The sequence below is a fragment of the Dyella caseinilytica genome, assembly GCF_016865235.1.
GTDB lineage: Bacteria > Pseudomonadota > Gammaproteobacteria > Xanthomonadales > Rhodanobacteraceae > Dyella_B > Dyella_B caseinilytica.
Genome location: NZ_CP064030.1, coordinates 2,053,323 through 2,076,604, shown reverse-complemented (window position 1 = coordinate 2,076,604; position 23,282 = coordinate 2,053,323). Strand labels below are relative to the sequence as shown.

The window sequence follows — 23,282 nt, the reverse complement described above, 5'->3', positions numbered from 1 at the left end:
GGGCCGTGAGATGCAGACGGTCGCCTCCATCATTCCTTTCGGCAAGCTGGAGCTTGGCGTGAAGCTGCTGTTTTACTCAATGGATGAACAACGCGCTCAGCGGCTTGCTGCACGTTTGCGCAATGTGGCAACCGTGCATTGGGAAGATAGTCGCCGCTTTACGCCCGAACACTGGGCAGTGTTGCGCAGCGAGCATCGCATGGTGCTACTCGACTACGCCTGTGAAACCGCCGATGCATCCACCACCCTGGCACGCGATATCCATGCCTTGACGCCGGATATTCCACTGATCGGCGTCGGCTCCACAGCGGCAGATCGCGCGACTGGTGTGCTCGCCGCGCTGCGCGCCGGCGTACGCGACTTCATCGATATGGATGCGTCGGACGACGAGATCCGCACCTTGCTGAATCATGCGCTGGAACATGCCGCCACAGCGCAGGCAGCTCCCGTCGCCGCATCACGTAAGCCCGGGCAATTGGTGCTGCTGCTTGGCGTGCGTCCGGGTGTCGGCACCAGCACACTGGCGGCACATCTCGGTGCGCTGTCCATGCCAACCGCCAAGTTCGAAAACGACGCGGTTGGCGATACGGTCGCACCGCACAGCTTGCTGCTCGACCTGGGATCGCCACACGGTGATGCGTCCCTGTATCTCGGCGCGAAAGGTGATTTTCATTACGAAGATGCGCTGCGCAATGCGTCGCGCATCGATGCGACACTGATTCGCACGGCGATGCCGCGTCACGCCAGCCGTCTGGCGATCCTTTCGCAAACACAGGAATCCTCCGGCGGGTCCGATGCTGCACTACTGATCGATCGCCTGCTGAGCCTGTTCGAGCTGGTGCTGTGCGACGCCGGCGGCCTGCCGTTGCGGCATCTTCCGCAGGGATTGCTGCAAGCCACCGATGAAATTTGGCTGGTCGCCGACCAAGGCATCGCATCCATGGTGTCGTTGGACCTGTGCCTACGCCAGCTTGCGCAACTCAATGCACGAGATAAGCGCCTATCGCTGATCATCAACCGACATGACGAAGACTGTGGCATCAACGCACGCCAGATCGCCGAACGCTTCGAACTACCACTGCTTGCCACCCTGCCCGATCGCGGACGCGTCCTGCGCAGTAGTGCCAACCAGGGTCTGCTGTTGCACCAGGTGGCGCCGCATGACGCGTACATACGCGCACTGGCTCCGCTGCAGGCCAAGTTGCATATCGGCGTGAAAGACAGTGCCGATTCGTCCCGATGGAAAAGATTGTTCAACCGTAAGGGAGAGCATCGATGGAAAACGCCCTGAAACACGCCGATAGCGACTTGTCGGACGTTTTGCGCCGCATTGACGACGCCACCGCCCCTCGCCGCAACATACCCTTCGATCAGACCCAGCAATTTCATGACGTGCTTTCAGGCGCGCACGAATTCTTGCTCAATCGCATCGAAGAACAGCACCTGGACATTACGTCCTGGTCGCAGGACACAATCACCAAATACGCCGAGATCGAAACGGCCAACTTCGTGTAGGAATGGCGCATTCCCATCAACGAAGCCGAAATGCGCAAAGTATCTGCTGCACTGGTCAAGGAGCTGACCGGCTTCGGCCCGCTGGATGACCTGCTGCACGACCCTGAAGTGGAAGATATCCTGATCAACGGCTACAAGGAGGTTTACGTATCGCGTTGCGGTGTGCTGGAACACTGCACGGCACGCTTTACCGATAACCGTCACGTACTGCGCATTGTGCGGCGCTTCCTGGTACCGATCGGGCGCCGGTTGGATGAATCCAATCCGATGGTCGACGCACGCCTTCCTGATGGCGGCCGTCTGAATGCGATCATCGAGCCACTGTCGGTTTCCGGCCCGTGCGTGTCGATCCGCAAATTCCGCAAGGACCCGTTTACACCGGACGACCTGCTTGCGCGAAAGATGTTCGACAAGCCCATCCACGCCCTGCTTCGCGCAGCGGTGATGGGCCGCTGCAATATCGTGATTTCCGGCGGAACCAGCTGCGGCAAGACCTCACTGCTCAACGCGCTGGCCAGTTTCATACCGCACACCGAGCGCGTGATCACTGTCGAGGATACGGCGGAGCTATCGCTCAATCACCCGCATGTCGTGCGACTGGAAAGCCGCCTTGGCGGCTTCGAAGGCGACGGCGCGGTCACCATTCGCGACTTGGTTCGCAACAGCTTGCGCATGCGCCCGGATCGCATCGTTGTCGGCGAGGTGCGCGGCTCGGAAGTATTGGAAATGCTGCAGGCAATGAACACCGGCCATGACGGCTCGATGTCGACCATCCACGCCAATTCACCACGCGATGCCTTGTATCGTCTGGAAATGCTGTGCGGCTTCGCCGGCTTCCAGGGCACGGAAAGCAGCTTGCGCAGGCAGATCGCCAGCGCCATCGATTTCATCATCCAGATCGCACGTCTCAACAACGGGCGACGCGTTATTTCCGCCATTACCGAAGTGATCGGCGCCAGTGATGAAGTGATCACCACACAGGAACTTTACCGCTATGAAGCGGCGATCGACCTGGATGGCGTAGAGCACGAACGCTGGCCCGGCCTGGGCTTCCATCCGCATACACCCAAGCTGGAGCCCTATCGGCAATTCCTGCTCGATGCAGGCAGTGGCCTGCCATGATCCAGACGCTCGCCCTCCTTAGCATGGCTCTGCTGATGCTCGCCGGTGCAGTCGAACTGTGGTGGGGCACGGCTGCTCGCAGGCAGGCGCGCAAAAGTCTTGCGCATATCGAACAAAGTCTTGCAGGCACGGTGGACGTTCATCGCCCCGGCCCTCCCACCCTGCTCGCGGCAACGCAGACGAAGGACGAATTACGTTCCGATGCACTGATGCTGCGTGCCGGTTTGCCGGCAGGATGGCGCATGCCAGTGATACTCAGCGTCGCCGGTCTCGCCGTGGTTCTGGTCGGATGGTGGCGCGTTGGTAGCGTGTGGATGGTGCCACTCTTGCTTGGGGCCTATGCGGCGGGAGTCTGGCTGTGGCTGCGCATGCGCATGGAAAAACTGCAGAAGCAGTTCGTTCGTCAGCTTCCGGATTTCCTCGATGGCATCGTGCGCATGTCCAACATCGGCAACAGCCTGCCGATGGCATTCCAGGCCACGTTGCCGTCGATACAACCGCCACTGCGCGTCGTGCTGGATCGCGCCATGCAATCAGTACGGGCTGGGCTGGATCTGGATCGTGCGTTGCAGCTGGCGTCAAAACCCTATCGCCTGGAAGAACTGGAACTCCTGCATGTAGTGCTCGGCACAGGCATGCGCATGGGCGGGCGCGCCGACCTGATCCTGCAACGCATGAGCGATTTCATGCGCGACCTCAGCCAGGCTCGGCAGGAGTTGAGAGCCATCACGGCTGAAACACGCATGTCCGCCTGGGTGATCGGCCTGCTTCCGGTAGCTACGGCCGTCTTTATGACAATCACCAATCCGGCCTTTTTCACGCCGATGTTCACTCAGCCGCTGGGACACAAATTCCTGTTGATGGCGCTTGGTATGGAAACGCTCGGCGCTGTCCTGCTCTACCGCCTGGCTCGCTCGCTATGAGCGCATCCCTTCTCTTCACGTGTGCGCTGATTGCGCTGCTGCTCGGACTGGCCATAGCCGGGGCCCATTGGCTGCAGCGATCGCGGCAAAGCGGACACGTAGTGCACGTGATCGATCGCGCCCTGCAGCAACAGCCGAGCAGCGCCGCGCAAGACGCTGCAGCTCATGCAGATCAGTCACTCTGGCGCCGCACACTCGACACGCTGGCATCCGTCGGCCGGCATTTTGAAAGTGGACGGCTTGGACAGGCGCTGCTGACACCGGAAGATCGCCTGTTGCTCGATCAAGCCAACCGAAACACGCCAACGGATCGCGCCATCTTTCTTGGTTTGCGCCTGGTACTGGCGATGGGGTTGCCGATCTTCCTGTTGCCGTGGCTGTCTGGCGGTGGCATCCGTCTGCTGCTTAATCTGGCAGCAGCCTTTGCAGCAGGCCTTCTGTTGCCGAAGTTCATACTGAGTGCGTGGGCCAACGGGCTGCGCAAGCGTGTGGATGATGAACTACCGCTGCTGATCGATCTGCTGCGCCTGCTTCAAGGCGTCGGCGTCAGCATGGACCAGAGTCTGCAGATCATTGCCGAACGTTTCCGCACGGTGATTCCGGTGCTTGGACGCGAAATCCACGATGCGAATGTTGCCTATATCCACGGCCGGCCACGTGCGCAATCGCTGCGGCGGCTATCGGAGTCTTTCGGCAATCAAGACTTGCAGAGTCTGGTTCAGATCATCGTGCAAGTGCATGAGCATGGTGGTGCAGTGCAGGAACCACTGCGCCAATTTGCAGAACGCCTGCGTGAACAACGCAAGATGAGCATGAAGGAACGCACCGGCAAGCTGTCGGTGAAGATGACCCTGGTGATGATGCTCACGTTGCTGCCGGCCTTGATGCTGGTATTGGCAGGCCCCGCTGCGATTTCCCTGGTCAGTACCTTGGCCAAGCTACGAGGACATTGACCATGAACGCTGCAACCAGTTTACGCGTGAGATCCCTGTTCGTTGGAAGCGTCTGCCTGCTAATGGCTGCCTGCAGCACCTTCCACAACGGCTTTCCGAACCACGCATCGACGCCAAGCCTCAACGAACCATCAAAGCCATCGACTGACAGCAAGGCGATGTATCTGGACCTGATCCGCCAGATGCAGCAGCAAGGCGCCTATTACGCTTCACTCGCTCACATCGATGCCTTCCGCTTGCGTTACGGCGATCCGCCGGAGCTGCAGCGCCTGCAGGGCGACGCCCTGCGCGAAACCGGTCAGGACGCAGCCGCTGGCAAGGTCTATCAAGGCATGTTGCGCGGCCCGGAAGCTGCGGCAGCCTGGCATGGCCTTGGGCTGATCGCTGCCAATGCGCAGCGCTATGCCGAAGCCGAAAAGAGCCTTTTGCAGGCAACCCAGTTGGAACCCGTCAACGTGACCTACTTGAACGACCTGGGCTATTCGCGGCTGGCCGCAGGCAACGTTGACGCCGCGCACGAGCCATTGGCGGAAGCGGCCGAACTGGAGCCGGCCAACACCAAGGTGGTATCCAACCTTGCGCTGTGGGCTTCGCTGCAAGGCGATGAGGTTCAGGCCGACGCCATCATGCAGCGCGCGAACCTGCCGCCAGCCACACGCGACGCCGTGCACAAGCTCGCGCTGCAGATGCGCATGCAGGCCAAAGCCACCGCCGATGCGCTGCCATCGGCCACCAACGACAAGGCTGCGCTTGTTACGCCGACGCAACAAGGCATTCCCTCCACGCTGCTCAATCGTCTGGACAGCACCTCTTCGAGCGGGACACAGCCATGAAGACTCCGCACACCTTTGTACAGACTCTCATCCTGGCGGTGTTGATGCCGGTTTCTGCACTTGCGCAGCAAGCACCAAACACTGCACCGAATACGCCGACACCCGGCTTTGCGCCCGCCGAATCAGCGCCGCCGTTTCATGCCAGCCAAGTCGGTGACACCACGCGCTACGTGTTGCAACTACAGGCAGACGGCACGCAAGCAGGAAAACCGCTGCCGATGCTCGGCGACGAAGCCACTGCCGCGTATCGTCGCTACCTGAAGAGCTTCGAGCATCCGATCCCTGATTTCTATGACACCACGCTTAGCAAGAACAGCGACACGGTGAGATAGCACCATGCGGACCATTCACATCCATGCTTCGATGCGTGAGCCCCGCCAACAACATCAGGCAGGCTCCATGGCGATCAACATGATGCTGATATTGCTTGGTCTGATCGGCATGCTTGGATTGGTCGAAGTCGGCTATCTCTACTGGGCCAAGCGCGACACCCAGAAAGTGGCCGACCTGGCCTCGCTGGCGGGCGCACAGCAATTGCAGGATTGCAGTGCAGCCAATACGGGTAATTCCGCCGCACTCGGTAACGCCACTTCTGAAAACGGCTTCAGCGGCACGCTGAACATCGCCTGCGGCACGTGGAGCGCGGCGGCGACGACGGGCAATGCAGATGGTTTTACGGCTTCCGCCGCCGGCGCGACGCCAAGCGCGGTAAAAGTGGTGGCATCGCGGCCGGTGACGCCGTTCTTTGCTTTCACCTCAGCGTTGCCGAATGTCAGTGCTGAGGCGGTTGCCACCAATACCAACCCAACCGCCGTGTTTTCCATCGGCACAACCTTGGTGGGGGTAAACGGCGCAGCGCCTTTGGAGCAGTTCCTTGCGGGCATCGGCATCAACCCCGGCGGCACGTCACTGGTTGGCTATCAGGGTCTCGCCAACGTCTACATCACGCCATCCGGCCTACTGCAACAGCTTGGTGTAACAGTGCCCACCAATCTGTCAGTCGGCGGCCTCAATACGCTGCTGGCGGCACAGACGAACGTGCAAACCCTGGCCAATGTGCTGAACGCGATCGTTGTCGTTGGTAATCAGCAGGCGCTGACGAGCGCTAACGTCTCCCTGCTCAGCACGATCGACGCGGCAGTGGGCAATATCCCGCTCAATGTGACGCTTGGCTCGTCCGGCAGCACGCCTAGTGGGCTGTTCGCGCAGATTATTGGGCCAGATAGTTCCGTCAATGATGCGCTGAATGCGCAGGTGAATGCGTTGCAGTTGCTGGAAACGGCCATTGGCGTTGCGACGACGGGACATGCGATCAATGCACAATCGTTAAACCTGAGCCTCCCTTCCACCTCGAACCCGCTCATTACGCTTACCTCGGCCGCTAGTGTGATCGAGCCACCCTCGATCGGAATAGGCGGCGTCGGCACCACGGCCTATACGGCGCAGATTCGTATCTTCCTCGATATCACCACGCCCAATAATGGGTTCTCACTACTTGGCGGCGCGATCAACCTGGACCTAAACCTCCCCATCGCCATCGATGTTGCCAATGCGCAAGCGGAATTGACCAGTCTCTGCAATACGACAAGCGGCTCAGGAACATCGGAAGCGACCATTGCCGTCACCTCTTCTGTACTGAAAATGTGTGTAGGCAACCTTACACAAGCTAATGCCTTTTCAACGACAGAAAGCTGCGACCAGATACCCAACGCAAGCACGCCTGAACAACTATTCAAATTATCGGTTGGCAGCACCAACCTCGCCAGCCTCACCACTTCCTTCGCCACGAATGCCCTGACAGGCAACAGCAGCGTCACCCTCACACCGGGAGAAACAGCCACGACTGGGGATACGCTCAATATCGGCACCAGTGTCAACAATCTCGTCACTGCGCTCACCACCGCGCTGATCGCGAACTCATCGTCCCAAACCTCGGCCAGTTCGTCACAAACGGCTCTTCAAACCGCAACCGACCTGTGGAATCAGACCCCTTCCAGTGACATCAACGCAACTCGTCTTTCGCTTGCACTGAACAGCATCCAGACCAGTTCAACGGGTCTTCAAGGGACTCTCGGCAACGTTACATCCAGTGTCACCGACCTGCTCGGCAATACGGTAACGCTGAATGTTACTGGCCTTCTTGGTGATGTGGGCAATCTGCTTGGTAGCGTTACAAATACTCTTTTAGGAATAGTGGGCGATTTGGTCTGCACTGCAGGAAGCTCCACCGCATGCATCAATGTGATCGAAGGTGCGCTGAACAGCGGAGGGAGCGGGACTGGCACCAATTCAAACGCCTTTGTCGGGCTGATCGGCTTCCTGTTGCAAGCGCTGCAACAACCGCTCAACGACGTGGGCTCTCAAGTGCTGACACCCATCCTTTCTTCTACGGGTCTGCAACTCGGCGAAAACACCGTGAACCTGCAGTCTCTGCAATGCCACAACGTACAGCTGGTTTATTGACCTTTCCATTCCTACGCATGCAACCGACAAGGAATACCAGGATGAGCTTCGTGACCCGTCGTGCCGCCAAGCCGCTGTACCTGCTGCCCATGCTTGCGATGATCTTTGTGTATGCCGCCGCTTCTGCAGCAGACAATCCCGCGCCCGCGACCAGTGCGCCCGCTGCACAGGGACCGGCCAGCATCGTGGATGACTTCCATCAGCTGATCGACAGCCACCAGTTGACTGAATTGCGTACCACGTACAACAGCAGCTACGGCGCCAGCCTGCTGTTCCAGCCTGACAAGCTCAACTATTACGTGGCGCTGTTCCACGGCAAGGATTTCTGGCGGGTGATTCGCACGGGTTCCTACGATGAGGCACAAAACGTTTATCACACCTTCGTGTCGCAAACGGAAGAGCTGGCCAAGGTGGATATCGATACCTTGCGCCTGCAGGCGACCAAGCAGTACACCGATCACGTGGTGCAGATGAACCAGCAGCATTTGCAGAACCTGGAACGGGATGCCGAATACCAGCGTCAGCAGGCGCAACAGGTCGCCGCGCAGCAGCAACAGGCCGAGCAACAGAGCTCTTCCCTCACCGCGGATCTGCGCGCGTCCAACAACGAACTCGATGCTGTGCAGGAACGCATTCGCGCACTGGAAGAGCAAGAATCCAATCCCACGCTGACGCTGCCAAAGCAGGAAGCACCTGCTCCAGCGCCAGCAACCTCCGTGGGTCCCACGCCAGCCGCCCAGACCGCTTCCACACGCTGACCGTCGCGGTCCTCACAAAAAATACACACCTCTCGGTGATTCTGTCCCGAAAGGGCCTATTTTTTCTGCTGCAATTCGGTAAAGTCTGCCCATTCGCCGGGTGGTGACCTTGCTGCTTTGCAACAGGAACACCCGCGCAACGGATCGAAAAAGCTTTGCCTTTTTTGTTCATCCGAAGGGAGGGCCCATGTCAAGGCTGGTGCGACCCCTTGCAACGACAGCAAATCTGCTGGCGCTTCGCGCTAGCTGTCCTGCGCGCCTGACGCTCACTTCCGCACCAACCAGCCCATGACCATGCCGGGAGCCGCGAAAACGGCCTCCCGATGCCATTCAACAACCGGCCTGTGTGTGGGGAGACAGCACATCGCCGGCACATGAAAACCAGGGAGCCACACGCTGCGGACTCTATGGAGCACGCACTCCATCCATCTTTGGGGAGGTTCCAGCAATGAGCAACGAACAGGTACAAGCGCGATTTTCGAATCCGGCACCACTCGGATTGGCCGGTTTCGCACTGACGACGTGGTTGTTGAGCATGATCAATGCCGGCTGGTTTACCGGCGACAGCATGAACATGGTGCTGGCCGTCGCCTTAGCGTACGGGGGCACCGCGCAGATGATTGCCGGCATCATGGAGCTGCCACGCAACAATACGTTCGGCGTGACGGCCTTTTTGAGCTATGGCGCGTTCTGGTGGTCATTCGCGCTGTTTGTGCTGTTTCTGCATGACAAAGTGCCGAGTGCGTTCGTGGGCTGGTATCTCTTTATGTGGGGCGTGTTTACGTTCTACATGTGGATAGGTTCGCTGCCAGCAGCACGTGCACTGCAACTGGTTTTCCTCGCTTTGTGGATCACCTTCTTCCTGCTGGCCGCCGCCGAATGGACGGGCATGGGGAGCCTGCATGTCGCAGGTGGTTACGTCGGTCTGATCACAGCGCTACTGGCGTTCTATCTGTCAGCCGCCGAAGTCATCAATGAAGCGCACAAGCGCGTGGTGCTGCCCATTGGCGCCCCGAGTGCTGCCCGTTAACGCATAAGAAGGGAGAAAACCATGAAACGACATGCCCTGTTTCTGGCCCTTACCGCCCTGGGCCTGACTGTAACCGCACCCAGCTTTGCGCAAACCAACAGTAGCCGCGATGCCGAGATCAAGGCACTCAAGGCCTTAGTCGAAAAACAGCAACAGCAACTCAATCAACAGCAACAGGACCTGCAACAACTGCATGCTGCACTGACGCAGTTGCAAGGCCAGCAGACACAGCAACAAACGCAGATCCAGCAAACGCAGCAGACACAGCAAGCGCAGGCACAAGCTATCGCGGCAGCACCGAGCGCCAAGCCAGTCTTCACCAGCGCCCCGGGCCTGCAGGTAGCGTTCCATGGCTTTATCGACGCCACTGCATTCAGTCAGACCAGGAATGCCTATTTCGGCAACGGTCAGAATTTTGAATATCCCCTGCCCGGGTCGAACGGTAGTCTCAGTGGCGTGGATATCCGCAACACGCGCTTCTGGTTCGACATGACCGGCGCGCAGATCGCAGGCAATTGGACCGGCGGCGCGCACCTGGAAATGGATTTCTTCGGCGGCAACAACGGCACCGGTGCGTATTCGCAGCAGCAGCCGCTACCAAGGTTACGCCAAGCCTATATGGTGCTGGAGAACCCGGTAACCGGCAGCACGATCCAGATCGGCCAGCAATGGGACTTGATGTTCCCGCTGAGCATCCTGCCCGATTCGCTCAGCCATATTGCGTTCCCGCTTAGCTATGGCTCGGGCATCATCGGTTGGCGCTTTCCTGGCATCGAATACTTCCAGGCGCTCAATCTCGGTTCGACCGGCCCCTTGTGGTACCTGGATCTGGGCGCATTCGAAGGAACCTGGAGTGGCCCTGGCAACCCGGTCAATTACATAAGCGCGGGCAACGCCGGCTTCCGTCCTCAGATCGAAGCGCGCCTGCGTCTGCAGCAAGCAAAGGATTGGATGCTGTTTCTTGCCGGGCATTGGAGCCAGATCAATCTTGCCGGCGTAGGCGACGCCGAACCCACGCCGATCAAGCGTCAATTCTCCAGCGAGGCGGTAGACCTTGGCGCGCAATGGACACCCGGTCCGTGGACATTCAAGAGCGTGCTCTTCACCGGCAAAGGTATCGGTGAGATTTTCGGCGACCTGACCCAGTTCGGCGACATCGAGGACAAGGGTGGCTACGTGCAGGCTGGCTACAAATTCACACCGCACTGGAGTGCAAACCTGTTCTACGCAACAAGCAAACCAAACTCTCAGGACGTGATTCGCTGGCTCGATAATGGTTCAACCGGTTATCTGCAGAGCCGCATGAGCGCAGCGAATCTGCAATACACCGTGGGCAGCTATGCGTTCGCCCTTGAATGGATTCATGCCATTCTCAACAGCACCACCAACGGCAGCAACCGTACGACGACCAGCGGTAATCAGGTCAACCTGAGTGCGATGTACAAGTTCTGAGACACTGCGGCGTAATCCAACCTATTCGCAAAGCTCGTGTTGGATTACGCCGCGCCATCGCGTTTTGATACAGCACTCAAGGCGGGTCGACGACTTTGTATCGCCCTCGCGTCGCAGCCGTCATGCCTTCCACCAGAAAACCGCGGCCGTATGCCTCGCCAGGCTCCGGCACGATGCCCATATGGATATGCGCGCCACCGGTGATGGTGTCCGGCCCGTGCTGGATAATCTGATAGCGAAAGGCCTTGCCCTTCGACTCTCCGAAAATGGTTGCCCGTTTGGCGAGCAGCAGGTCGAAGACCTGGGCGTCCGGCCAGCCTTCCACATGAAAATCAACCGCACGCTTGTTCAGATGAAGGCTGTTGCGCGCCCCGCCTGATGGCACCCAGTCCCGATCACCGCTAGTAACTTTCACCGCGCGGCCTGTTTCGACTGCAATGCGCTCCAACACAAGGCGAACGCCTGCATCGCTTACTTTATAGCTCCCATAGTTGATGATGGGCTCGCTACGCTTCTTGTCCCTTGTGCTGGCGATCATCCTTGGCACGAGCATGAGCCATGCGAGCATGCGGCAAAAGAAGCGCTTGCTGGCGCTTGTCTGATTCATTTTCACGCTTCCAGTGACGGGCCTGCATGGCATGACGCCGCCCGTTTCGCGTTGTGAAAATGTTCGTACAAACACCTACGGCCGCAGCCCCGGATGATGTCCGGGACTGGTCTTGCTTTAAGTCTGCCTTAGCGGCTGGCCGTTACCGTTGCGCTGTAGCCGCCGCCCAATGCATCGATCATGCGAACCGACAGATCCGCCTGTTGGCTCTTCAACGCGGCCAGACGCTGTTCGGTCAATAGCAATTGCTGGCGCGCGGTGAGCGGGGTGAGCTGCCCGCTGATGCCGCCCTTGTAGCCAGCCATGGCGTCGTCCCAGCTCTTCTGGGCGTCACGTTGGGCGCGTTCTTCCAGCGCGATCTGGATACGCACCGAATTAAGTGCGGATACCAAGTCGGCCACTTCGTTCACAGCGCGAATCAGCAGGCCGTTGTAGCGCGCAACGGCTTCGTCGTAGACGGCATTGGCGCCCGCCAGATTGGCACGCAGGCGGCCACCGTCGAAAATCGGCAGACTCAAAGCAGGCCCGAATTGATAGGTGCGCGCAGGTAACTGGAACACGCTGGTACTGCCGCCTACGGCCACGAAACCGGCCATGGCACTGAGATTGACGTTGGGCAGGAATTCCGTGCGAGCCGCCTTGATGTCCTTGGATGCCGCCTCGACCTGCCAACGTGCGGCCACCAGATCGGCGCGGCGACCGATCAGATCGACTTGCAGTTGATCTGGCAGCGCAAGGTGGTCGGTATTGAGCATTTGCGGACGGGTGATGCTCAAGCCGCGATCCGGCCCCTCACCCAATAGCACCGACAATGCACTGCGCGCCGCATCGATCGCACGATCGGCCTGCGCTTTCTGCTGTTCTGCGCTGGCCTCCTGTGAGTCGGCCAGCGCCTCCTGTTGCGGCGTACCCAAGCCACCGGCCACTAAACGACGTGTCAACGCCAGCGACTTGGAAGTGCGCTGCAATTCGTTTTCCGCGACGTCCTGTTCGGCAAAGGCGTAACCAAGGTTGACATACGCACGGGCTACGTTGACCGACAACTGGATGCGCGCTGCATGCACGTCGATCTCCGCCGCGCGGCTGCGTCCCAGAGCCGCCTCCCACGCGGCGCGCTTGCCGCCCCATAGATCAAGATCCCACGACAGACCCGCCGTGACTGCCTTGCCCCACGCGAATGTGCCCAGAGCATAGGACGGATAAACGGGATCCTTCTCGGAATAACGCGCGCCGATGACTTCAGCATCCAACGCTACCTGCGGCATGCGTGCTGCATCGACACCTGCCGCCACGGCCTCGGCTTGGCGTGCACGCGCTTCCGCTTCAGTGAGATTGGGATTGTTCTTCAACGCCTCATCGATCAATGCACTGAGCTGCGGATCGCTGAAGCCTTCCCACCAGTCCTGCGTCGGCCATGCCGTCGGACTGAGCGTGACGCCAGCCAGGCTTTGCTCACTCTTGAGGCTGCCCGCATCGATGGTTTTGCCGGTGGTATGCAGACCACCGGGCGTGACACAGCCGGTCAGCGCAAAACTGACAGCCAGCGCTACCGCAGCAGCGGAAAAACGTTTGAGTTTGATCATGTCCGAACGCATGGCCGGCTCACCGTGACGTGCCGTTGTTATCGGACTTCTGATCCGGATGCAGGATCAGGGTGGCCGTCTGGCCTGCCACCAGCACCGTGCCGGCCGGCATGTGATCCGTGTCGATGTGCACACGCACCGGCACGCGCTGCGCCAGACGCACCCAGTTGAAGGTGGGATTGATGTTGGCCAGCAGATCGTTGCTGGTGGGATCGACCGCTTCGGCAATGCCACGCGCGATGCCTTCGACAGTGCCGCGTAGATGCACGCCGCCGGCCATCAGGCGAATATCCACTTCATCGCCGATGCGAATGTGCGGCAGCTTGGTTTCCTCGAAATAGCCATCCACCCAGAACGAGTGGCTGTCGATCAGTGCAAGCCGCGGCGCACCGGCACTGGCGTAGTCGCCTACGCGCACCAGCAGATTGGTCACGTAGCCATCCACTGGCGCGCGCACCTGGGTGCGCTGCAGGTTGAGTTCGGCCGTGGCGAGCGCCGCTTCCGCCTGCTTCACAGCCGCATCTGCCTGCAGTTTGGCGGCAAGCGCCTGCTCCTGACCGGCCTGCGCCTTGTTCAGGGTAGCGCGCGCGGCATCGGCGGTTGCCGTGGCGTTGGTGCGGTCTTCGTTGGACACGACGTCTTTCAGATCCTGACGACGCTTGGCCTGCGCCGCGTACATGTCGAAGTTCGACTTGCTTTGCACGGTACCCGCCTTGGCCGCGTCAATATTCGCCTCGGCCGATTTCACGGCGGCCTGCGCGGCAGCCAGATTAGCCTTGGCTTGCTCCACGGCGTCGGTGTAGCGCGCTGGGTCGATCACAAACAGTACGTCACCCTTCTTCACGATCTGGTTGTCGATCACATTGACCTGGGTGACGAGGCCGGCGACGTCCGGCGCGATGCGCACCACCTCGGCACGCACGCGGCCATCGCGCGTCCACGGCGAATACATGTAATGCCGCCACATGGCTGTCGCGACAAGCGCCGCGATAAGGACGATGACGACGGTCAGGGTTATGCGAATGTACTGGGCAGTTTTCATAGGATTCTTGGTGGAAACAGTCGTCGCTGATCAATAGAGCAGCAGCGCAACGCTGCCGAAAATACAGACGAAGAAGGCAAGGCGAAACAGCGCCGGATGCCAGACAAAGCGATAGAGGCCGTAACGGCCAACCACCCAGTCGAACAGCAGCAACAACGCCAGGGAAAGGAGGAACCACACCAGCAATCCCGGTATCAGAACGCCTCCGATGGCAATTTCACGCGGCATGGGTCGCTCCATTGGCAAGAGTTTTGGATCGCATGTATTCGGCAAGTACAGATTGGTCGTCGACCAGCGCCAGGCGCAACAGATGCAGGTAATCCATCAGTGTGTGCATGGATGGATCGCGGCTGGTCATGACGGTAGCGGCGCTCAGCGCATGCAGTGCATGTTCGTAGCTGACGACGCTGGGTTGTTCGTACAGCCGGGCCAATGCGTCGATAGCACGTGTGATGGCGCCGTGAACTTCGCCCGGCAATGAACGGTTCGCCATCTGGTTGCGCAACTCGATCAGCGTGCGACCCATTTCATGCACGGAAAGCGCCCAGGCCAGCAGGTTGCGCGATGCCTGACTGCCGCGCTCGGTCTGCGCCACGATCTGGCCGAACAAATCATGATTCATGCTTTCGAAGCGGCTGCGCAAGCCTGTCAGAGGCGCGGTAGCCGCCGAACCAACCTGGCGCCGCAGGCGATCCAACTGGCGATGGATGAACCATATGCTGCCAATGGCCGGAGGAATGATGACGAAAGAGATACCCGCTGATGCCACGCCGATCAGCTGGGCGATCATGTCATTGAGAAAATTCATGACATCGAAAACCATCTGGTTCTTCGTGCCCAGGATGTACGCAAAACCCATGCAATAACCCACGCCGACGCGGGTGGTTGCCGGAGCGGCCATCAGCGCCAGGCCCACCATCAGGAACGGTGCGCTGCCCGCAATCAGCAACGAAAAGCCATCCATTTCGGGAAGCACGTAGAACAGACAGACAAAGCAGACCGCCATGCCCAGCAGATAACCGGTGAACGTTTCCCTCACCGCCAGCGATGGATTTGGCGCCGCGGCGAACAGACCCGCAAAGACCGTGGCGATAAGCATGGCCGACGAACCGTAGGGCCATGCCGAACCGATCCAGAACAGACTCAACGCACCCATGGCCAACGTAGTTCGTACGAAGGCAATCGTGGAGCCGATGTAATCGTTGCCGCGCTCGAAATGCACGCGTTCGGCCGGACCGACCAGCGTGGGTGCCTGCAATGCAGAGGAGATATCCACGTAGTCGTAAAGCTCGCCGGCGAACTGGTCCAGCAAGGTCACGCCCGTGTCGAAATCCAGCAGGTCGCTGTCGGAGCGCAGGCCTGCACGCAATGCCGGCCGATGCAGATCCATGGCCTTGCGCGCGCTTTGCAGGCGCGGAAGCAGGACACGCGCTGCAGCACCCGCCTCGATCGGCGCATCCAGCGCCTCGCTGATGGGCCCATACAGTTCGATCAGCGCATTCGCAGGCACGTCATGGCCTTTGCGCTTCAGACGATTGATCAGATGATGCAGCGATTGTAGGCTTGTCGATGCGGCCATGAAGCGCTGATTCAGCATCATGATGTGGCCGCTGCGTGCGCGGGCTTCGGGATCTTCGAAAATCACCGAACTGCGCAAGTCTTCCAGCGTGACGGCATCACGAACGAAACGCAGATGCGCGTTTTCGATGTCCGGACGTGCCACCTTTCCGGCCATGGCCCGCTGCACGAAATCAATGAAGTTGGCGAACTGCGTACGGGCCAGTCGGCGCATGTCATCGCGGATGCGACGAGGGAAGATCAGGTCGTGAACCGCACCAGACACGCCAAGACCCAGCAACACTTCGCTCATGCGAAACACGGCCGAGTTGAACACTTCCAACGGGTGATCGATCACGGGAAGCGCGACGATGGCCGCCGTGTAACCGGCCAACACAAAGGCATAGGCCTTGAAGTTGCGATACAGCGTGGCGCCGCCGGCACACAGGCCGATCCACAACGACATGGCCGTCAGGAACAGCACGCGCTGCTGCGGGAACAGCGCCACGATCAAGAAGCCCGCCAAGGCACCGACCAACGTGCCGATGCCGCGGTAGAAGCTTTTGGCCAACACCATGCCAGTCTGCCGGTTGGCGACGATGATGGTGGTGAGCATCGCCGTGGACGGCTGCGGCAGCTCCAGGCGCATGGCCAGCCAGCCGGTGATGTAGAACGCCAGCAGTGACTTGAGTACGAACAACCAGGTCGCCGTTTCCTCACGCAGGGTCGCCGCGATGAGCTCGCGCCGGCTGGAGGCGACCGCTTTGGCTTCAGTGACAGACATGACGACGCGTTCCTTACTCAGCCAACCCGCCAAGGAACTTCTTCAACAGCTTTTCGAACTGGACCTGCTCGGAGACTGTTAGCTCGCTCGTCTCTCGGAACAACAACTTGCAGATATCGGGAAGAAAACTTTCGATCAAGGCCAGTCCCTGTGCCGTCAAACTCAGCTCGAGCTTGCGCCGGTCATCGGCGCTGGCTGTGCGGCTGATCAATCCCTTCTCGCAAAGCTCATTGGTCAACCGGGTGATGTTGGCCGACTTTTCACCAGCCGCATCCGCCAATTCCGACGGCGACATCGTACCGCTGGCTGTACCGTACAACATCATCAGCAGGTTGTATTCCGGATGGTTGATGCCATACGGCTTGAGCACTGTGTTAGCTTCGTCGTGCACCAGTTTGTAGATGTGCTTTATCAGCCGCACGACGGTTGCCGGGCGGCGGGGAAAGTCGGGATAGCGGTGACAGGTCACGGCCAGCCGCTGTTCGGTTGACGCAAAATCAGCCATGGGACTCTCCGCAAGGCCAGGGATTTATTTCAGTTATGGATATTATATAAATGTAATATTTAACTGTAAAGAAGCACCGCCCACCCGGAGTGGTCACCTTTCACCGTCGTCCTGTGTCCGCGAATTGAGCGATGGCCTGCGGCGCTTTCGGACCCTAAAGGGTCCGAGTCACGTTACCTTGATCGTTGTCGACCCCAGGTTACGCAGCACCGCTATACCGCAACAGCATCCACTCAGGCATTGGCAGCAAGCTGCTCTCGAGCCTGCATGGCCAATTCAAAAGAACGCTTGCGCTTGGCGTGATCGAAGATGTTGGCCGTCAGCATCAACTCATCCGGTCGATGCCGCTCGATAAAGGCTGCCAGCCCTTCCCTTACCGTATCCGCACTACCCACGATCGCACAGGCCAGCGCACGCTCCACGCCATACTTCTCTGTCGGCGACCAATAGGTTTCGATGTCGTCGATCGGCGGCGGGATCAACCCGGGGCGGCCTCGGCGGAGGTTGATGAAACTCTGTTGCTGGGTCGTGAACAGGCGCTTCGCTTCGTGATCGCTTTCAGCCCCCACGACGTTGACTCCCAGCATGGCGTGCGGCCTGCTCAGGCGCGCAGATGGCTTGAAATCGCGGCGATAAAGCATCAGTGCCTCATCCATCGCATCGGGCGCGAAGTGGGAAGCAAAGGCGAACGGCAGCCCAAGTGCCGCGGCAAGCTGCGCACTGAAAAGGCTCGATCCAAGCAGCCATACCGGCACATCGATGCCCGCTCCCGGCACCGCCCGCACCATTTGCACTGGCGTAGCAGGCTCGAAATAGGCGAGCAATTCGCTCACATCATTCGGAAACGTCTCGGCGCCTTCGTAGTAACGGCGTAGCGCACGCGCAGTCGGCTGATCGGTACCGGGTGCGCGCCCCAATCCAAGATCGATGCGCCCTGGATACAGCGACGCCAGCGTGCCGAACTGCTCGGCTACCTGCAGCGGCGCGTGATTGGGCAGCATGATGCCGCCTGCCCCTACCCGGATTCGCGAGGTGCCACCGGCGATATGCCCAATCAGCACCGCGGTCGCTGCACTGGCGATGCCGGGCATATTGTGATGCTCGGCCAGCCAGTAGCGCGTATAGCCAAGCTGTTCCGTCCATCGGGCGAGATCCAGCGAATTGGCAAACGCGTGGGTGGGTGTGCTGCCTTCGGTGACGGGCGCGAGATCGAGTACGGAAAAAGGAATCATGCCGGGGCCTCGGTGGTGAGGCCCTTATCTTGGGGGCAAGTTTTAATAATCCCAGCCGTCGAATATCTCAGAACGCGGACTGTTGGGGATATTGCGCCGTGAAATCGTTATCCCACAGGAAGTTGGTGAACGATACGGTGACCGAGATCTCCAAGCCTTCCACAAAATGCCAACAGCCTACGGGCAAAAACAAAACTTCACCGGGATTCAAAGTACAGGAAAGCACCTGCACATCGTGCATGCGTGGATAACGCTGCAGATCGATCTGGCTGCCGTCCACATGTGTGAAGCAATGCTCATGGTTGTAGACGTTGGCGATCTCGCACGCGGGCATGAGAAGGATACGCTTGCGTCCGATCACCTGCGCCATGAAGTTGTTGGTGAGGTCATGATGGAACGGCGTGATCGTACCGGCCGGCCCGAACCACAGAAAACCCTGTGTGGGTCCACTGCTGTCCAGATATTCGGGAATCTGCACGATATCCTGCCACAACTCATCGAGGGCCTTCCGATTCTGCCCTTCGTTGTAAGCCGTCATGTAGAAGTTGTTGCTATGGCCGGCGTTACGCACCAGCTCAACATAATCGCCGAACAACATCGTCTGGCGATGCGCCGTCTTGCGCAGCTCATACTGTGCATCTGAGTCGCGGCCGAGCTGGATTTCCACTTCGCGATCGCCGCAACGCTGCTTGAAATAATCCAGACTCCACGTCGTCATCGCCGGCCAATTTTCCATCATGCCGGTAATGATCACCGGTCGACCGGCGGTGTAATACGCGTCGAGAAATTCTTCGCGCGACAACTTATCGCGGCGCGGCACTTCGGCAGCACGCAAGCGGTTCATGCGCCGCTGCGTATCGAGCAGCCAGTCATGCTTGCCGAGCCGATTGCGCAACCGCTGCGCACCAGCGATGTAGGGGCTCGTCATCGCCTGCTGCAACTCCTGGACAGCCTCTTCGTGCGGAATACCCGCCCGCATCATCTGCTCGTAGATGCTCTGCGGCGGCCCATCCAGTAGCAGGTTTTCCGCGATCCACCGGCGCCATTCGTTATCGACATGGACCACCGGCGTCAGTTCGACTTGAGCCATGACTTCCCCTCGCGACGCAGCCCGGGAGGTTTACCCGTCAGCGATCCAGCTTAGCGCGGAAAATGTAGTGGCGGAGTGGACGCGGTCGAGGGATTTGGGGGGCATTCCGTGTTCAGCCCCCCTCAAGACATGAACATCGCTCTTCTCGCTGCAAGAATGAATCTTGCCTCACCGTCATTCCGGCGAAAGCCGGAATCCATGTTCCAACGTGCCATAGATTCCGGCCCTCGCCGGAATGACGGTAAGGTGCTACTGCAACCCCCAAGGAATCAGTCAGCTAAGGCAGCATCCACGATTTTCTGCGCTTCGCTGAGGATGTCCTGCAAGTGCGCCTCACTGCGGAAACTCTCGCCGTAGATCTTGTAGATCTCCTCGGTGCCAGAGGGGCGCGCCGCGAACCAGCCGCTGGCCGCCATCACCTTGATACCGCCAATGGCCGCGTTGTTACCTGGCGCGCGGTCCAGCACCTGCTCGATCTTCTCGCCGGCCAGTTCCTGGCTCTGCAGTTGCTGCGGCGACAATTTGGAGAGCTTGGCCTTCTGCTGGCCGTTTGCCGGAGCGTCGATCCGGCTGGAATACGGCCGACCCAGCGCCTCGGTCAAGGCCGTGAAGAGCTGACCTGGATCCTTGCCGGTACGCGCGGTCATTTCGGCAGACAGCAGGGCTGGCACGATGCCATCCTTGTCGGTGGACCAGACGGTGCCGTCATGGCACAGCATCGAGGCGCCCGCACTCTCCTCGCAGCCGAATCCCAGCGAACCCTCAAACAGGCCATCGGCAAACCATTTGAACCCGACAGGCACCTCGTAAAGGCGGCGGCCGAGCCGCTGCGTGACACGGTCGATCAACGAGCTGCTGACCACCGTTTTGCCAACGCCGGCCTGCGCGCTCCACTGCGGGCGATGGCGATACAGATAATCCACCATCACGGCAAGGTAATTATTCGGCAGCATCAGACCGCTGCTGCGAGACACGATGCCGTGGCGATCGTGATCGGTATCGCAACCGAACGCCACGTCGTAATGGTCCTTCAGCCCGATCAGGCGTTGCATGGCGTATGGCGAGGAAGGATCCATGCGGATCTTGCCATCCCAATCCACCGTCATGAAGCGGAACGTGGGATCGACCGCGTCGCTGACCACGGTGAGGTCGATGCCGTAACGCTGCGCAATCGGCTGCCAATAGTGCACGCCTGCGCCGCCCAGCGGATCGACCGCCATATGCACGCCCGCACTACGAATCACATCGAAATCGATGATCTGCTGCAGGTCACCCACGTACTGCGCCAGGTAATCGTGTTCCTTCACCAGGCTGGATTTCCTGGCCTGCGCGTAGCTGACCCGCTTCACGCCATCCAGCTTGCTTTCGAGCAGCGCATTGGCACGCTGCTGGATCCAGCCGGTGACATCGGTGTCGGCGGGTCCACCATTGGGTGGGTTGTACTTGAAGCCGCCATCACCGGGCGGGTTATGCGAAGGCGTGACCACGATGCCATCGGCAAGTCCGCTCTGGCGCCCGCGGTTGTAAACCAGGATGGCGTGCGATACCGCAGGCGTTGGCGTGAATTCGTCACCGGCGGAGATCATCACCGACACATCGTTGGCAACCAGCACTTCCAGCGCACTCTCAAGCGCCGGACGCGACAGTGCATGCGTATCGATGCCGATGAACAGCGGGCCGTCAATGCCCTTGTGTTGGCGGTAATCGCAGATAGCCTGGCTGATGGCCAGCACATGCCATTCATTGAAGCTGCGTTCGAACGACGAGCCGCGGTGCCCGGAGGTGCCAAACGCCACTCGCTGGGAGGGTTCCTTCGGGTCCGGCCGCAGGCCTGCATAGGCATCCAGCAGTTGGGTCACGTCGATCAGGATGGATTCCGGCGCGAGCTTGCCGGCCAGCTTGTCAACTTTGGCGTTCACGTATGCACTGCTCTCAACCGTGGATGTCGCTGCGCATTATCCGTGACTGGACCTCAATGATTTGTGCCTCGCTGTCTCAGCCGGTCGTGGTCCGTTCAGGCCACCGAAGAAGCTTCGCCGCGGACCAGTTCACCCGCCAAGGCTTTCAGCTCGCCAATCACCTGGATGGTGTAGTCCGGTGCCGGGTGAATCGTGGCCAGATCCGCCTTTCCGGCGTAGTGCCCCTGGCGCACGAACACCGTCGTCAGCTTCTCGCCCAGCTGGCGCTTCATCGCGGCCAGCAGATTGGGTTTGTCATCCACCATCACATAATGCGGTGCGGGAAAGCGCGACTGCATCGCATCCAGCGAAAGCTCCTTGTGCACGAAGATCAGCACGTTGCCGCGCACGGCACCGTAGATGCCTGCGCGATCGATTTTATGCGGCTGGAAGACGATATCGCCATCGGACAAGATGGCCGTACGGCCAAGCTCGTTCAATGCATCGATGGTCGAAAGCGCGTGCGGAAACAGGCGCTCCTCGAAGGGGTAGTCGATCAGCCACGCCGACGTCGCCAACAGACCCGGGCGTGCATCGCTGTCACGGCGAAAGTGCTGCAAAGCGCCCAGGTAATCGGCGTAACCGACCGTATCGCGCAGCTGTTCGTACACCGACCAGTAACGGTCGCACTCTTCCTGGCCAAATTGCTGTGTGAGGTGGGCCCGCAAATCGGCCGCGAAGCGGTCGTTGTCCAACAGGGTGTTGTCGACGTCCAGCAGGAATACGGTGGAGGATGTATCTACGGCTTGGTTCACAGATAAATGTCCAGATGGTGTTCGCCGCGCTAAGCATGCTTCGCTGCTGCGCTTGCCTGTTTCGAGCCACATACCGCGAACTGCAAGGACTACCACAGCGCAGGCCGCTCGGCTCGCAGTCGGGTCAGTATGCCACCCCTGAACTTTTAACGTGCAAAATCCGTGAAAAAGCGCATTACATCCACGAATACGGGGCTTGCACAGAATGGGACTTGGCATGAATATCGGCCCAACGGACTGACACCACTGTCGCCGACAATTGGGGATAGACATGCGATTGCTTAAGGTAATGGGCTGTCTGGTTTCACTTGTGCTGGTGGGTGCATTGGCGAACACGCCAATGGTTTCTGGCGCTTCAGCCAAATCAGCCCACGAGCCGCAGGCCTCGGGCGACACGCTTTCAAACATCCAGAAACGCGGCGTGATACGTGTGGGCGTCGCGGTCAACGCCCCGTGGGTGCTGCGCGACAAGAACGGCCAATGGATCGGCCTTGATGTCGATCTGGCCCGGCAGTTTGCGCAGGAAATGCGCTGGCAGATCGAACTGGTGCCAACCACTTGGGCCAGCGGCATCGACGATCTTCGCGCCGGCCACTTTGATCTGCTGGCGGCGGGCCTGAGCGTGACGCCGCAACGCGCCACATTGATCAAATTCAGCCACCCCTACGGCAACTTTGCGCTGGGGCTGGTCGTGAATCGCAAAGCATTAGGTAAGGATGATCTGCTTACGCTGGAAACCGGCGCAGGCAAACACAAGATCGGCGTACTGTCGGGAACGGTGACCGCTGCAACTGCCAAAGAATACCTTGGCAACAGCGATCTGGTGGAAGTCGATGACGAAAGCAAGGCGATCCAGGATGTACGCAATGGCGCGCTGGATGGCCTGATTGCAGAGCAACCACTGCCGGAGGCCCTCGCGCAATCCTATCCAGACCAGTTGCACACGCTCGATGTAAGCACCTACGGCAAGACAGCGCATGCCTTCGCAGTGCGCTTGGGCGACCAGGATCTTGCCGACGTGGTCGATGCCTGGCTGATCTATGAAGATGCCGCTGGCTGGATCCAGTCACGCAAGGAATTCTGGATTCACAGCGCGGCGTGGATTCCATTGATGTAGGCG

General features: G+C 59.6%; 20 protein-coding genes and 1 pseudogene. 11 read left to right on the top strand and 10 right to left on the bottom strand.

Annotation, left to right across the window (positions count from 1 at the left end; genetic code table 11):
- Positions 1–10 precede the first annotated feature (10 nt).
- From ISN74_RS09150 to ISN74_RS09105, 10 genes and pseudogenes are all read left to right on the top strand, one after another.
- Positions 11–1,291 carry a CpaE/TadZ family protein gene (locus ISN74_RS09150; protein ID WP_188799030.1) on the top strand — a complete coding sequence of 427 codons (1,281 nt, stop codon included), beginning with the start codon at positions 11–13 and terminating at the stop codon, positions 1,289–1,291.
- Positions 1,276–2,637: pseudogene (locus ISN74_RS09145) on the top strand (TadA family conjugal transfer-associated ATPase). The gene ISN74_RS09150 and the pseudogene ISN74_RS09145 overlap by 16 nt, the downstream one beginning before the upstream one ends.
- On the top strand, positions 2,634–3,560 hold the full coding sequence (locus tag ISN74_RS09140; RefSeq protein WP_188799029.1) for a type II secretion system F family protein: 927 nt from the start codon (positions 2,634–2,636) through the stop codon (positions 3,558–3,560). The pseudogene ISN74_RS09145 and the gene ISN74_RS09140 overlap by 4 nt, the downstream one beginning before the upstream one ends.
- Positions 3,557–4,513 (top strand): type II secretion system F family protein, encoded by a 957-nt coding sequence (locus tag ISN74_RS09135; protein WP_188799028.1) that lies wholly within the window; start codon positions 3,557–3,559, stop codon positions 4,511–4,513. The genes ISN74_RS09140 and ISN74_RS09135 overlap by 4 nt, the downstream gene beginning before the upstream one ends.
- 2 nt (positions 4,514–4,515) lie before the next feature.
- A complete protein-coding gene (locus ISN74_RS09130; protein WP_188799027.1) occupies positions 4,516–5,346 on the top strand; it encodes a tetratricopeptide repeat protein in 831 nt (276 codons plus the stop codon).
- Entirely contained in the window at positions 5,343–5,678 is a 336-nt protein-coding gene (locus ISN74_RS09125; RefSeq protein ID WP_188799026.1) for a DUF3613 domain-containing protein, read from the top strand. Before ISN74_RS09130 ends, ISN74_RS09125 begins: the two co-directional genes overlap by 4 nt.
- Before the next feature lie 4 nt (positions 5,679–5,682).
- Positions 5,683–7,809: a TadG family pilus assembly protein gene (locus ISN74_RS09120; protein WP_203546730.1), complete on the top strand. Its 2,127-nt coding sequence runs from the start codon at positions 5,683–5,685 to the stop codon at positions 7,807–7,809.
- 41 nt (positions 7,810–7,850) lie between these two features.
- Complete coding sequence (locus ISN74_RS09115; protein WP_229679101.1) at positions 7,851–8,567, top strand: DUF2968 domain-containing protein; 717 nt, start codon at positions 7,851–7,853, stop codon at positions 8,565–8,567.
- 448 nt (positions 8,568–9,015) lie between these two features.
- A complete protein-coding gene (locus ISN74_RS09110; protein WP_188799024.1) occupies positions 9,016–9,597 on the top strand; it encodes an acetate uptake transporter in 582 nt (193 codons plus the stop codon).
- 21 nt (positions 9,598–9,618) lie between these two features.
- On the top strand, positions 9,619–11,049 hold the full coding sequence (locus ISN74_RS09105) for a porin family protein (RefSeq protein WP_229679099.1): 1,431 nt from the start codon (positions 9,619–9,621) through the stop codon (positions 11,047–11,049).
- A 76-nt stretch (positions 11,050–11,125) separates the two neighbouring features.
- Here the strand turns inward: ISN74_RS09105 and ISN74_RS09100 are convergent, their stop codons facing one another.
- From ISN74_RS09100 to ISN74_RS09055, 10 genes are all read right to left on the bottom strand, one after another.
- On the bottom strand, positions 11,126–11,587 hold the full coding sequence (locus ISN74_RS09100) for a D-Ala-D-Ala carboxypeptidase family metallohydrolase (RefSeq protein ID WP_188799023.1): 462 nt from the start codon (positions 11,585–11,587) through the stop codon (positions 11,126–11,128).
- A 197-nt stretch (positions 11,588–11,784) separates the two neighbouring features.
- The gene (locus tag ISN74_RS09095; protein ID WP_239004488.1) at positions 11,785–13,239 is read right to left on the bottom strand and encodes an efflux transporter outer membrane subunit; all 1,455 of its coding nucleotides are present in this window, start codon (positions 13,237–13,239) and stop codon (positions 11,785–11,787) included.
- A 19-nt stretch (positions 13,240–13,258) separates the two neighbouring features.
- Complete coding sequence (locus ISN74_RS09090) at positions 13,259–14,281, bottom strand: HlyD family secretion protein (RefSeq protein WP_188799021.1); 1,023 nt, start codon at positions 14,279–14,281, stop codon at positions 13,259–13,261.
- 30 nt (positions 14,282–14,311) lie between these two features.
- The gene (locus tag ISN74_RS09085; RefSeq protein ID WP_188799020.1) at positions 14,312–14,509 is read right to left on the bottom strand and encodes a DUF1656 domain-containing protein; all 198 of its coding nucleotides are present in this window, start codon (positions 14,507–14,509) and stop codon (positions 14,312–14,314) included.
- Positions 14,499–16,622 (bottom strand): FUSC family protein, encoded by a 2,124-nt coding sequence (locus tag ISN74_RS09080; protein ID WP_188799019.1) that lies wholly within the window; start codon positions 16,620–16,622, stop codon positions 14,499–14,501. Before ISN74_RS09080 ends, ISN74_RS09085 begins: the two co-directional genes overlap by 11 nt.
- A gap of 13 nt (positions 16,623–16,635) precedes the next feature.
- A complete protein-coding gene (locus ISN74_RS09075) occupies positions 16,636–17,127 on the bottom strand; it encodes a MarR family winged helix-turn-helix transcriptional regulator (RefSeq protein WP_188799018.1) in 492 nt (163 codons plus the stop codon).
- A gap of 233 nt (positions 17,128–17,360) precedes the next feature.
- Positions 17,361–18,359: an LLM class flavin-dependent oxidoreductase gene (locus tag ISN74_RS09070; protein WP_188799017.1), complete on the bottom strand. Its 999-nt coding sequence runs from the start codon at positions 18,357–18,359 to the stop codon at positions 17,361–17,363.
- Positions 18,360–18,426: 67 nt separating this feature from the next.
- The gene (locus tag ISN74_RS09065; protein WP_188799016.1) at positions 18,427–19,449 is read right to left on the bottom strand and encodes a cupin-like domain-containing protein; all 1,023 of its coding nucleotides are present in this window, start codon (positions 19,447–19,449) and stop codon (positions 18,427–18,429) included.
- Positions 19,450–19,718: 269 nt separating this feature from the next.
- A complete protein-coding gene (pgm, locus tag ISN74_RS09060; protein ID WP_188799015.1) occupies positions 19,719–21,368 on the bottom strand; it encodes a phosphoglucomutase (alpha-D-glucose-1,6-bisphosphate-dependent) in 1,650 nt (549 codons plus the stop codon).
- A gap of 95 nt (positions 21,369–21,463) precedes the next feature.
- Positions 21,464–22,162 (bottom strand): HAD family hydrolase, encoded by a 699-nt coding sequence (locus tag ISN74_RS09055; RefSeq protein ID WP_188799014.1) that lies wholly within the window; start codon positions 22,160–22,162, stop codon positions 21,464–21,466.
- Positions 22,163–22,433: 271 nt separating this feature from the next.
- Between ISN74_RS09055 and ISN74_RS09050 the strand changes: the two genes are divergently transcribed.
- Positions 22,434–23,279 (top strand): substrate-binding periplasmic protein, encoded by an 846-nt coding sequence (locus ISN74_RS09050; protein WP_188799013.1) that lies wholly within the window; start codon positions 22,434–22,436, stop codon positions 23,277–23,279.
- Positions 23,280–23,282 lie beyond the last annotated feature (3 nt).

Bases quoted from the DNA above. Each gene is read 5' to 3' on its own strand.
- ISN74_RS09150 (WP_188799030.1), top strand. From the start codon at position 11: ATGCAGACGGTCGCCTCCATCATTCCTTTCGGCAAGCTGGAGCTTGGC.
- ISN74_RS09140 (WP_188799029.1), top strand. From the start codon at position 2,634: ATGATCCAGACGCTCGCCCTCCTTAGCATGGCTCTGCTGATGCTCGCC.
- ISN74_RS09135 (WP_188799028.1), top strand. From the start codon at position 3,557: ATGAGCGCATCCCTTCTCTTCACGTGTGCGCTGATTGCGCTGCTGCTC.
- ISN74_RS09130 (WP_188799027.1), top strand. From the start codon at position 4,516: ATGAACGCTGCAACCAGTTTACGCGTGAGATCCCTGTTCGTTGGAAGC.
- ISN74_RS09125 (WP_188799026.1), top strand. From the start codon at position 5,343: ATGAAGACTCCGCACACCTTTGTACAGACTCTCATCCTGGCGGTGTTG.
- ISN74_RS09120 (WP_203546730.1), top strand. From the start codon at position 5,683: ATGCGGACCATTCACATCCATGCTTCGATGCGTGAGCCCCGCCAACAA.
- ISN74_RS09115 (WP_229679101.1), top strand. From the start codon at position 7,851: ATGAGCTTCGTGACCCGTCGTGCCGCCAAGCCGCTGTACCTGCTGCCC.
- ISN74_RS09110 (WP_188799024.1), top strand. From the start codon at position 9,016: ATGAGCAACGAACAGGTACAAGCGCGATTTTCGAATCCGGCACCACTC.
- ISN74_RS09105 (WP_229679099.1), top strand. From the start codon at position 9,619: ATGAAACGACATGCCCTGTTTCTGGCCCTTACCGCCCTGGGCCTGACT.
- ISN74_RS09100 (WP_188799023.1), bottom strand. From the start codon at position 11,587: ATGATCGCCAGCACAAGGGACAAGAAGCGTAGCGAGCCCATCATCAAC.
- ISN74_RS09095 (WP_239004488.1), bottom strand. From the start codon at position 13,239: ATGATCAAACTCAAACGTTTTTCCGCTGCTGCGGTAGCGCTGGCTGTC.
- ISN74_RS09090 (WP_188799021.1), bottom strand. From the start codon at position 14,281: ATGAAAACTGCCCAGTACATTCGCATAACCCTGACCGTCGTCATCGTC.
- ISN74_RS09085 (WP_188799020.1), bottom strand. From the start codon at position 14,509: ATGCCGCGTGAAATTGCCATCGGAGGCGTTCTGATACCGGGATTGCTG.
- ISN74_RS09080 (WP_188799019.1), bottom strand. From the start codon at position 16,622: ATGTCTGTCACTGAAGCCAAAGCGGTCGCCTCCAGCCGGCGCGAGCTC.
- ISN74_RS09075 (WP_188799018.1), bottom strand. From the start codon at position 17,127: ATGGCTGATTTTGCGTCAACCGAACAGCGGCTGGCCGTGACCTGTCAC.
- ISN74_RS09070 (WP_188799017.1), bottom strand. From the start codon at position 18,359: ATGATTCCTTTTTCCGTACTCGATCTCGCGCCCGTCACCGAAGGCAGC.
- ISN74_RS09065 (WP_188799016.1), bottom strand. From the start codon at position 19,449: ATGGCTCAAGTCGAACTGACGCCGGTGGTCCATGTCGATAACGAATGG.
- ISN74_RS09050 (WP_188799013.1), top strand. From the start codon at position 22,434: ATGCGATTGCTTAAGGTAATGGGCTGTCTGGTTTCACTTGTGCTGGTG.